This is a genomic window from Alistipes intestinihominis, from assembly GCF_040095975.1.
GTDB classification, from domain to species: Bacteria; Bacteroidota; Bacteroidia; order Bacteroidales; family Rikenellaceae; genus Alistipes; species Alistipes senegalensis.
The window spans coordinates 179,420-189,840 of record NZ_JBBMFL010000005.1; the positions used below are offsets into that span (position 1 = coordinate 179,420).

9 protein-coding genes are annotated in these 10,421 nt (G+C 62.1%); all 9 read right to left on the bottom strand.

Annotation, left to right across the window (positions count from 1 at the left end):
* Positions 1–5: 5 nt before the first annotated feature.
* A complete protein-coding gene (locus tag WMO46_RS06325) occupies positions 6–3,713 on the bottom strand; it encodes a phosphoribosylformylglycinamidine synthase (RefSeq protein WP_349094039.1) in 3,708 nt (1,235 codons plus the stop codon).
* Positions 3,714–3,731: 18 nt separating this feature from the next.
* Positions 3,732–4,820, bottom strand: a complete 1,089-nt coding sequence (purK, locus tag WMO46_RS06330) for a 5-(carboxyamino)imidazole ribonucleotide synthase (protein WP_019149628.1) — start codon at positions 4,818–4,820, stop codon at positions 3,732–3,734.
* Entirely contained in the window at positions 4,820–5,287 is a 468-nt protein-coding gene (gene purE, locus WMO46_RS06335) for a 5-(carboxyamino)imidazole ribonucleotide mutase (RefSeq protein WP_010263014.1), read from the bottom strand. Before purE ends, purK begins: the two co-directional genes overlap by 1 nt.
* A 421-nt stretch (positions 5,288–5,708) precedes the next feature.
* A complete protein-coding gene (pyrB, locus tag WMO46_RS06340; RefSeq protein WP_026076312.1) occupies positions 5,709–6,800 on the bottom strand; it encodes an aspartate carbamoyltransferase in 1,092 nt (363 codons plus the stop codon).
* An 8-nt stretch (positions 6,801–6,808) separates the two neighbouring features.
* On the bottom strand, positions 6,809–7,441 hold the full coding sequence (gene pyrE, locus WMO46_RS06345; protein ID WP_026076311.1) for an orotate phosphoribosyltransferase: 633 nt from the start codon (positions 7,439–7,441) through the stop codon (positions 6,809–6,811).
* A gap of 26 nt (positions 7,442–7,467) precedes the next feature.
* The gene (locus tag WMO46_RS06350; RefSeq protein ID WP_349094023.1) at positions 7,468–7,728 is read right to left on the bottom strand and encodes a glutaredoxin domain-containing protein; all 261 of its coding nucleotides are present in this window, start codon (positions 7,726–7,728) and stop codon (positions 7,468–7,470) included.
* A 29-nt stretch (positions 7,729–7,757) separates the two neighbouring features.
* Complete coding sequence (gene pyrF, locus WMO46_RS06355) at positions 7,758–8,462, bottom strand: orotidine-5'-phosphate decarboxylase (protein WP_129650562.1); 705 nt, start codon at positions 8,460–8,462, stop codon at positions 7,758–7,760.
* A 129-nt stretch (positions 8,463–8,591) separates the two neighbouring features.
* Positions 8,592–9,500, bottom strand: a complete 909-nt coding sequence (locus WMO46_RS06360; protein WP_349094024.1) for a dihydroorotate dehydrogenase — start codon at positions 9,498–9,500, stop codon at positions 8,592–8,594.
* Positions 9,494–10,234 carry a dihydroorotate dehydrogenase electron transfer subunit gene (locus tag WMO46_RS06365; RefSeq protein ID WP_302588270.1) on the bottom strand — a complete coding sequence of 247 codons (741 nt, stop codon included), beginning with the start codon at positions 10,232–10,234 and terminating at the stop codon, positions 9,494–9,496. Before WMO46_RS06365 ends, WMO46_RS06360 begins: the two co-directional genes overlap by 7 nt.
* Positions 10,235–10,421: the final 187 nt, after the last annotated feature.

The following is a 10,421-nucleotide window of genomic DNA, read 5'->3' on the forward strand; positions in this document are numbered from 1 at the left end:
TTGTATTACTTTTTCCGGAAATAAGCGACGGCGTTGCCGAACAGCGACTGTTCCTTCTCGCCGGCGATGTTCTTGAACAGATTCGGTTCGTAACGCTCCGTGTGGCCCATCTTGCCCAGAATCTGTCCGTTGCGCGAGACGAGGCCCTCGATGGCATACTGCGAACCGTTGGGATTGAACGGCGCCTCGGCCGTCGGGTTGCCCGCGGCGTCGGCGTACTGGAAGGCCACCTGCCCGTTGGCGAAGAGCTCTTCGGCCAGCTCCTCGCTCACCACGAACTTGCCCTCGCCGTGGCTGACGGCGATCGAATGCAGGTCGCCCAGCCGGAATCCCGCGAGCCACGGCGACGCCGTCGTGGCGACGCGCGTCGTGACGATCTGCGAGATATGGCGGTTGATGTCGTTGCGGAACAACGTCGGCGAATCCTTGGTCACCATGCCCAAACGTCCGTAGGGCAACAGTCCCGATTTCACCAGCGCCTGGAAACCGTTGCAGATGCCCAGGATCAGGCCCCCGCGGTCGATCAGCGCATGGATCTCCTCACGAATATCCTTGTTGTTCAACACGTTCACGATGAACTTCGCGCTTCCGTCGGGTTCGTCGCCCGACGAAAAGCCGCCGCTCAGCACGAAGATATGCGCCCGGCGGATATGCTCCTTCATCTCGGCGATCGAACGCAGGATGTCGTCGCCGCCGATGTTGCACAGCACGCTCATTTCGACCTCGGCGCCCGCCTTGCGGAACGCCTTGGCGGTGTCGTAGTCGCAGTTCGTGCCGGGGAACACCGGAATGTAGACCAACGGATGCTCCACCGCCTCGCCCGGATAGACGAACGTCTTCGGAGCGGGTGCGGAGGTCATCACCGTCGCGGTGTTCCGGCCCTTGTCCGGGTAGACCGCCGCGAATTTCTCCGTATTGGCCTTATAAAGTTCGTCGAGCGGCATTCTGACTCCGTTGACCGTCAGCGCCTCGTCGGCGACGGTGAAGCCCAGCAGCTCGGCGTGCGGATATTCCAACGTGCCCTCGCACTCGACGAGAATCGAACCGTAGGCGTATTCGTAGAGCTTCGCCTCGTCCATCGTCACTTCGGCGCCGATGCCGTTGCCGAAAGCCATCTTGGCCAGACCCTCTCCGACGCCGCCGAAACCGACGGACCACGCCGAGAGAATCTTTCCGGCCTCGATCTGCCCGCTGACGAACGTGAAATTCTCCTTCAGCTGCGCCGTGTCGGGCATCCGGCTCTCCAGCGGCGTATGGCGAACGAGGTAGATGCGGTGTCCGGCGCCTTTGAGGTCGGTCGAGATGACCGTCCGCGCATCGACCGTGGTGATGCCGAAAGCCATCAGCATCGGCGGCACGTCGATCTCCTGGAAAGTTCCCGACATCGAGTCCTTGCCGCCGATCGAGGGAAGCCCCAGCTCGACCTGCATCTTCAGGGCGCCCAGCAGCGCGCTCAGCGGTTTGCCCCACGACTCGGGATTCTTGGTCATGCGCTCGAAATACTCTTGATAGGAGTAGCGCATCCGGTCATACCGCGCACCGGCGGCCACGACCTTCGCGGCGGCCTCCACGACGGCATAAGCCGCCCCGTGATAGGGGCTCCACGAAGCCAGATAGGGGTTGTAACCGAAGGCCATGACGCTGGCCGTGTCGGTATATCCGTCGGTCGGGAGCTTCTGCACCGAGACCTGCGTCTCGCTGCGCTGCGTGCGGCCGCCGAAGGGCATCAGCACCGTGGAACGGCCGATCGTCGAGTCGAACATCTCGATCAGCCCCCGCTGCGAGAGGACGTTATTGTCTTTCAGATTATTGGCGAAACGCTCGGCGAGTGTCTCCCCCGCCACCTCGCGGAGGAAAGGATTGCGGTTCTCGACCTCGCCGATCTTCGCCTCGGCATAGTGCTTCGCGCCGGCGCTGTCGATGAATTCGCGGCTGAGGTCCACGACCTTCCGGTCGCCGTTGAACATCCGCATCCGCGCCGTGTCCGTCACGTCGGCCACGTGCACCGCCTCGATGTTCTCCTCACGGCAGTAACCCATGAACTCCTCCATGTCCTTGGCCTCGATGACCACCGACATGCGCTCCTGCGACTCGCTGATAGCCAGTTCCGTGGAGTTCAGACCGCTGTACTTGGTCTTCACGCGGTCGAGGTAGATGTCCAGTCCGTCGGCCAGCTCGCCGATGGCGACGCTGACGCCGCCGGCGCCGAAGTCGTTCGATTTCTTGATGAGGCGCGTCACCTCGGGACGGCGGAACAGCCGTTCGAGCTTGCGTTCCTCGGGGGCGTTGCCCTTCTGCACCTCGCTGCCACACGTTTCGAGCGACTTGGCGTTGTGCTCCTTCGACGAACCCGTGGCCCCGCCGATGCCGTCGCGGCCCGTGCGGCCGCCGAACATGATGATCCTGTCGCCCGGGGCGGGACGCTCGCGGCGCACGTTCGCCGCCTTCACGGCACCCACCACGGCACCCACCTCGAGGCGCTTGGCCACGTAGTCGTCGTGGTAAATCTCCCGCACGTGGGTCGTGGCCAGACCGATCTGGTTGCCGTAGCTCGAATAACCGGCCGCGGCCTTCTTCGAAATGACGCTCTGGGGCAGTTTGCCCGGAAGAGTCTCGGAAACAGGCAGGTAGATATTTCCGGCACCCGTCACACGCATCGCCTGATAGACGTAGCTGCGGCCCGACAGCGGGTCGCGGATGGCGCCGCCCAGACAGGTCGAAGCCCCGCCGAAAGGTTCGATCTCCGTGGGGTGGTTATGGGTTTCGTTCTTGAATTGCAGGAGCCATTTCTCGGTCTGCCCATCGACATCCACGTCGATATAGACCGAGCAGGCGTTGTTCTCCTCCGAGACCTCCATGTCGTCCAACAGCCCCTTCTGCTTCAGGTAGCGGGCGCCGATCGTCGCCATGTCCATCAGGCAAAGGCTCTTGTGCTCGCGGCCCAGTTCGCGGCGGATGCGCAGGTAGAGCGCCAGCGAATCTTCGATCTCCTCCTTGACGAACGATTCCTCGACGGTGATGCCCTCCAGCTCGGTCGTGAAGGTCGTGTGGCGGCAATGGTCGCTCCAATAGGTGTCGAGGATGCGCAGTTCGGTTTCATAGGGATCGCGGCCCTCGGCGCGGAAGTATTTCACCACCTCGCGCAGGTCGTCGTCGTTCATCGCCAGCCCCATCTTCTTGCAATAGGGCTCCAAATCGGAATCCGTCATTTCCCGGAAACCGTCGAGCACCTCCACGGGTTTCACCTCGGCCTGCTCCATGTCGCTCAGCACCGCGAGGTTCTTCTCGCGCGACTCCACGGCATTGATGTAGTAATGGCGGATTTTGGCCAGCTCGGCGTCGGTCACCTTGTCGTCGAACAGCAGCAGTTTCGACGAACGGATGTTGACCTGCGCCTGCGGGTCGATCAGCCGCACGCAATCGACGGCCGACGCGGCGCGCTGGTCGAACTGTCCGGGCAGATACTCCACGGCGATATATTTGCGTCCCACGAGGTCGCAGGCATCGGTTACGGAGTCGGTCACCACCTCGCCGAAAACCGAATAACGGCTCTTTTCCAGCAGCTCCGGCGTGAAGCCGAACAGGTCGTAGACGTTCAGCAGGCGCACTTCGCCCAATGCGAGATTCAGGTTTGCGTTCAGCTCGCGGCGCAGGCTCTCGGCCTCGACCCGGAAGCGGGGTAATTTCTCGACAAAAATACGGTAATTCTTCATTATCTTTTTCATTCCTTTTTACACAAATCTTGCGGCCCAGTCGCGTTCATACTCCCCGGCGGTCATCCCGACGAACGTGATGTGGCCCATCTTGCGTTTGGGCCGGCACTCCGTCTTGCCGTAAAGATGCACGTAAACGCCCGGCAGGTTCTCCGCAGCGACCTTTTCGGCCGCCCCGAGGTCCTGTCCGAGGATGTTCTTCATCACCGTGGGCGCCACCGGCCGCGGTTCCTGCAAGGGCTCCCCGACGAGGTAACGCACCAGCTCGCGGAACTGGTTCGTGGTCGAACCCTCGATGGTGTAGTGTCCCGAATTGTGGGGCCGCGGAGCCATCTCGTTGAAATAGATCTCACCGCCCCGGATGAAATACTCGATGGCCAGAATCCCCCGGTAGCCGCAGTCGCGCATGAAGCGTTCGCTCTCGGCTTTCATCCGTTCCAACACCTGCGGATCGGTCTCGGCAGGCACGATGCAGAGGTCGAGGATTCCGTCGCGGTGGATGTTGCGCCCCACCGGAAAGCTCACCACCCGTTCGGCATCGGCGACCATCACGATGCTGGCCTCAAAGTCGAAACGCACGAACTCCTCCAGGATGCAGGGCACCGCCAGCAGCGGCAGGGCCCGTTCGATGTCGGCCTCGGTCTTCAGCACCAGCTGTCCGTGTCCGTCGTACCCCAGCGTGCGGGTTTTCAGCACGGCGGGCAATCCCAGTTCCTTCACGGCGGCCCGCAGCGACGCTTCGTCGTCCACGGCGGCGAAACCGGGCGTGCGAAGCCCGTGGTCGCGGGCGTTGGTCTTCTCGCGCAGGCGGTCCTGCGAATCGTACAGGGGTTTGTAACCCTGCGGGATGTTGTATTTCTCGCACAGCGGGATCAGAATCTCTCCCGGCACGTTCTCGAATTCGTAAGTCACCGCGTCGCTGCGGCGGCACAGCTCCTCGAGCGCCGCGGCATCGTCGTAGGCCGCCACGATATGATCGTCGCAGACCCTGAACGCCGGAGCGTCCGGCGCCGGGTCGAGGCTTATGGTGCGCACGCCCAACTCCCGCGCCTGCTCCGCGATCATCAGCCCCAGCTGGCCGCCCCCGATAATGCCCACCGTCTTCATTACAACTCGGCTTTGAGTACGTCGGCGGTCTGTTTGGCGCGGAAAGCGTCGAGTTTCGCGGCCAGCCCGGCATCCTGCAACGCGAGGATCGACACGGCGATCAGCGCGGCGTTCTTCGCCCCGTTGATGGCCGTCGTGGCCACGGGAACGCCTGCGGGCATCTGCACGATCGACAGCAGCGAGTCCAGTCCGTTCAGGGCCCGCGACTTCACGGGAACGCCCACCACGGGCAGCGGGGTCATCGAGGCCACCATGCCCGGCAGGTGCGCGGCGCCTCCGGCCCCGGCGATGATCACGCCGATGCCGCGTTCGCGGGCCGTCTTGGCGTATTCGCACAGCAGATCGGGCGTACGGTGGGCGCTGACCACCCGTTTCTCGAAATCCACGCCGAATGCTTCGAGCGTCGAAACCGCCTCGGACATCACCTCGTAATCGCTCACAGAGCCCATAATCACGCCTACTTTCATATAAATTCGTTTTAATTCATATCGTTCAAAACCCGCCTCAAACGGACGGGAGCGAAGAGCCGGTCCCCAAACGCCTACGCCGACCATCGCCCCTAAAACCCGCCTCTTAGGCGGGCGGCTCTTAGACGGGAAACCGCCACGACATTCCTGCCGTGGCGGTCTTGTATCTATCCGAGCAGTCCACGAGCAGGCATCTGCCGCTTCGGGGAGTGTGCGGGCTGCATTTGCCGACACGCCGACGAATGGAAGACAGCGGCCTGCCCCTGTCGTTTCTTTCGTTCGCGCTGGTCGATATTGCAAATGGGAATCATCGGAATTAACCTAAACTGTCGTTAAAACAACGTTACAAAAGTAACGCTTTCCGGCGGACTTTCAAAATTCCCGGACAGATTCTATCGACAATTTATCCACATTCGCGGCATCACTCCTGCCGGGCCTTCGCCTCGCAGTAGGCGCAGCGGCAGGTCCCGTCGGACTGGCGGCGGAAAAGCCGGTCCACATCCTCCGTGGCGGATATGCAGCGGCGGTTCGTGCACTCGTACTCGTTCACGATGTACTCCTCGCCGAAAACCGGGGTCCGCTCGAAGGGCTTGTTCTCGTCGGCCCAGCGCAGCAGCGTGTAGATCAGTGCCATGCGCACGAACTTGCCGTTCTCGACCTGCCGGAAATAGGCCGCGCGGGGATCGTTGTCCACGGCCCGCGTGATCTCGTTGACGCGCGGCAGCGGGTGGAGGATGATCATATCCTTCTTGGCCGTCGTCAGCTTGCCGGGATCGAGCACGAAGCTGTTCTTCACGCGGTCGAACTCCTCCTCGTCGAGGAAACGCTCCTTCTGCACGCGCGTCATGTAGAGGATGTCCAGCTCGGGCATCACCTCCTCCATCGTGCGCACCTCGCGGAATTCGAGTTTCGAATTGGCGCTCATCTCGTGCAGCATGTAGTCCGGAAGGCGCAGCTCCTCGGGCGAGATGAGGATCACCTTGATCCCCGAATAACGCGACAGGGCCTTGATGAGCGAATGCACCGTGCGGCCGAATTTCAGGTCGCCGCAGAAGCCGATGGTCATGTTGTCGAAACGCCCCTTCTCGCGCTTGATCGTCAGCAGGTCCGTGAGGGTCTGCGTCGGGTGCGAATGGCTGCCGTCGCCGGCGTTGATGACCGGAACGCCCGCATACTGCGAAGCCACGAGCGGCGCCCCCTCCTTGAAGTGGCGCATGGCGATGATGTCCGCGAAACAGCGGATCACGCGCACGGTGTCGGCCACGGTCTCGCCCTTGGAGACCGACGAGGAGTTGGCGTCGGAGAAGCCGATGACCTGCCCGCCCAGTTCGAGCATCGCCGCCGTGAAACTCAGCCGCGTGCGGGTCGAAGGTTCGTAGAACAGCGTGGCCAGCTTCTTGCCCTTGCACGACTCGCTGTACTTGGCGCGGTTGGCGATGATGTCCTCCGCCAGGGCTACGATCTGCTCGGTCTCCCGGACCGTGAGGTCGGTAGGATCAATCAAATGTCTCATAATCCGGATTATTTATTCATCCAGCTCTCGTCCGACGGATTATCGCGGAATTTCAGCAGCCGCGCCTTGTCCCCGGGTTCGATATACCCCTCCTCGGCGGCCACCTCCACGAGTGCGTCGAGGTTCGAAAGGCTGTAATTCACGACGTTCGCCTCCTTCATGCGGTCGAGGCCCTTCTTCATCCCGTAGGTGAAGATCGAAGCCACGCCCAGCACCTCGGCGCCCGCCTCGCGCAGGGCGTTCACCACCTCGATGCACGAACCGCCCGTCGAGATGAGGTCCTCGATCACCACGACCTTCTGACCCTTTTCCAATTTGCCCTCGATCTGGTTGCCGCGTCCGTGGTCTTTCGACCCCGAGCGCACGTAGCCCATCGGCAGGTCGAGGATCGTGGCCGTGATGGCCGCATGGGCGATGCCGGCCGTCGAGGTCCCCATCAGCACCTCGGCTTCGGGGAATTTCGTGCGGACGATCTCGGCCAGCCCCGCCTCGACGTGTCCGCGGACGACGGGGGCCGTGAGCGTCAGCCGGTTGTCGCAGTAGATCGGGCTTTTGATACCGCTCGCCCAGGTAAAAGGCTGTTCGGGGCGCAGGAACACCGCGCCGATCGACAGCAAGTCTTTTGCGATTGATTTCTCCATTTTTATCGTGTTTTCCGTTTTTCGGGTTATTCGAGGGCCCGCCGCAAAATCTTCTCCACCTCCTCGGGATAGATGCCGCCCTCGTGGACCTTCACGCCGTCCACATAGAACGTCGGCACATAGTAGTAGTCGAACGCGTCGGCCACGTCGGGCCGCTCCGACTCTTCGATCATCTCGATCTCCACGGCGGCCAGCTCCGGGTGGGCGGCCTTCGCCTCTTCGATATAGCGCAACGCCTTCTTGCAGAAGGGGCACATGCGCAGGTAGAAAAGTTTTACAGGTTTCATATTCTCCTCGTTCCTATAAGTTTTGTCCGTTATCCGACGAACTCGGCCACGCACCGGCGGTAAGCCGCCACGGGGTCCTCCGCAGCCGTGATCGGGCGTCCCACGACGATGAAGTCGGAGCCGATCTCCCGGGCACGGGCAGGGGTCGTGACGCGCACCTGGTCCGCTACGTCCCCGTCTGCAAATCGCACGCCGGGCGTGATCGTGAGGAACCCTGCGCCGCACGCCTCGTGCACCATGCCGGCCTCCAGCGGCGAGCAGACCACGCCGTCCAGCCCGGCTTCGCGGGTGTTCTGCGCATATTTCACGATCGTGTCGTTGATCGAAGCGTCGATCAGCAACTCGCGGCGCATGCGCTCCTCGCTCGTCGAGGTCAGCTGCGTCACAGCGATCAGCAGCGGCCGCGTGCCGTCGGCACGGGTGAGCCCTTCGAGGGCGGCCTTCATCATCTCGATCGTACCCGCCGCATGGACGTTGCACATGTCCACGTCCAGCCGCGACAGCACGGCCATCGCCTTCTTGACGGTGTTGGGAATGTCGTGGAGCTTCAGATCGAGGAAGATCTTGTGTCCCCGGCGTTTGATCTCGCGCACGATCGAGGGTCCCTCGGCGTAGAAGAGCTCCATGCCGATCTTCAAAAAAGGTTTGCGTTCCTCGTCTTTGAAAAGGTCGAGGAAGCGGAAAGTGTCCTCTGCCGACTTGAAGTCGCAGGCTATGATTACATCGCGTTGCATATTTTTCTTAATTCTGCATCGTATCAGCGTATGGCAGGTTCGGGGCTTCGTGAAGCCGGCAAAGCAGGAGCATACTCGACGTATGCGACTGCCGAAGCCGGCGAGGGAAGTGCCGAAGATGCCATGCGATCATACAATGCCGATTATATCTGACAATTTTTCAATACCCAGCCGCTCCATCTCGCCGGGCAGGGCCTCGACGATCTCTTTCGAAGCGTAGGGATTCACCAGATTGGCGGCCCCGACCTGCACGGCCGTGGCCCCGGCCATCATCATCTCGATCACGTCGCGGGCCGTCGTGACGCCGCCGCATCCCATGACGGGAATCCGGCACGCTTTGGCGACCTGATAAACCATCCGCACGGCCACGGGGAAGACCGCGGCGCCCGAGAATCCGCCCATCGTATTGGCGATGACCGGACGGCGGCGGGCAATGTCAATGCGCATGCCCAGCAGGGTGTTTATCAGGCAGATGCCGTCGGCCCCCGCCTCCTCGCACGCCCGGGCGATCGAAACGATGTCCGTGACATTGGGCGAAAGTTTGATGAACACGGGCTTCGTCGTCACCGCCTTCACGGCGCGCGTCACCTCGGCGGCGGCATCCGGGCAGGTGCCGAACGACATGCCGCCGTGCCGCACATTGGGGCACGAGACGTTGACCTCGATCAGTCCGACCTGCTCCTGCTTGTCGATCCGCTCGCAGCAGTAGGCGTACTCCTCGACCGAGAATCCCGAGATATTGGCGATGACGGGTTTCCGGAAAAAGGTTTTCAGCCGCGGCAGCTCCTCGCGGATCACGGCGTCGATACCGGGGTTCTGCAACCCCACGGCGTTGATCATCCCGGCTTCGCACTCGGCGATACGGGGCGTGGGGTTGCCGAAGCGCGGCTCCCGCGTGGTGCCTTTGAACGAGAACGATCCGAGGACGTTGATGTCGTAGAACTCCCGGAATTCGTTGCCGTAGCCGAAAGTCCCGCTGGCCGGAACGACCGGATTGTCCAGCCCGAGGCCGCACAGTTCAACCGATGTGTCTACCATATGATCTCTCCTTTCTCCAATACCGGCCCCTCCTTGCAGATGCGCTTGTTGCCGTATTTGGTTTTGCACGAACAGCCCATGCAGGCGCCGAATCCGCACCCCATGCGCTCCTCGAACGACAGCTGCCCGTCGCACTCCGTGGCGCTGTACAGCGCATGGAGCATCGGCAGCGGGCCGCAGGCGTAAAAGTAATCGAAATCCAGCCCCCGTTCGGCGATGGCCGTGGTGACGAACCCTTCGACACCCCGCGAACCATCGACCGTCGAGACGGTGACCTCGCATCCCAGCGCGCAAAACTCCTCCTCGTAGAAGACCTCCGCGGCAGTGTTGAAGCCCAGCACCACCTGCACCGGTTTGCCTTCGGCCAAGAGCCGCTTCGCCAGGTTGTAGAGCGGCGGCACGCCCACGCCGCCCCCGACCAACAGAGGCCGCCGGGCGTCGTTCTTCGTCGAGAAGCCGTTGCCCAGACCCGTCAACAGGTCGAGCTCCCCGCCCGCCCGCATCCGGCTCATCTGTTCGGTGCCTCCGCCCACGACCTTGTAGATCAGCGTGATCGAACGTTCGTCGAAATCGCAGACCGAGATGGGACGGCGCAAATACCGGCCCTCCAGCGCGATGTTGACGAACTGCCCGGGCGCCGTGATCCACTGCGTGTCGCCGGCGAGCGTCATCCGCCACACCGCGTCGGTCAGCGGCTCGTTCGTGAGAATCCTATATATACCTTTCTTATACATAAATTTTCCTTTCCGTACTTTTGAGGGCAAAAGTACCAAAACCCTCCGCATGTCGTTCTCCGCGGGATCGCCGCCGGCATTTCGCTGAACGGGCAGAGTAAGATCGGACCTTTACTCTTTCCCGTTCCGGGCGCTCGATGCCGCCGCCGCTCCTTTTCCGCTCCGAACGATAATGCGGAACTCAGAT

Coding starts and splice junctions, on each gene's coding strand:
- WMO46_RS06325 (WP_349094039.1), bottom strand. CDS start 3,713: ATGAAGAATTACCGTATTTTTGTCGAGAAATTACCCCGCTTCCGGGTC.
- purK (WP_019149628.1), bottom strand. CDS start 4,820: ATGAAGACGGTGGGCATTATCGGGGGCGGCCAGCTGGGGCTGATGATC.
- purE (WP_010263014.1), bottom strand. CDS start 5,287: ATGAAAGTAGGCGTGATTATGGGCTCTGTGAGCGATTACGAGGTGATG.
- pyrB (WP_026076312.1), bottom strand. CDS start 6,800: ATGAGACATTTGATTGATCCTACCGACCTCACGGTCCGGGAGACCGAG.
- pyrE (WP_026076311.1), bottom strand. CDS start 7,441: ATGGAGAAATCAATCGCAAAAGACTTGCTGTCGATCGGCGCGGTGTTC.
- WMO46_RS06350 (WP_349094023.1), bottom strand. CDS start 7,728: ATGAAACCTGTAAAACTTTTCTACCTGCGCATGTGCCCCTTCTGCAAG.
- pyrF (WP_129650562.1), bottom strand. CDS start 8,462: ATGCAACGCGATGTAATCATAGCCTGCGACTTCAAGTCGGCAGAGGAC.
- WMO46_RS06360 (WP_349094024.1), bottom strand. CDS start 9,500: ATGGTAGACACATCGGTTGAACTGTGCGGCCTCGGGCTGGACAATCCG.
- WMO46_RS06365 (WP_302588270.1), bottom strand. CDS start 10,234: ATGTATAAGAAAGGTATATATAGGATTCTCACGAACGAGCCGCTGACC.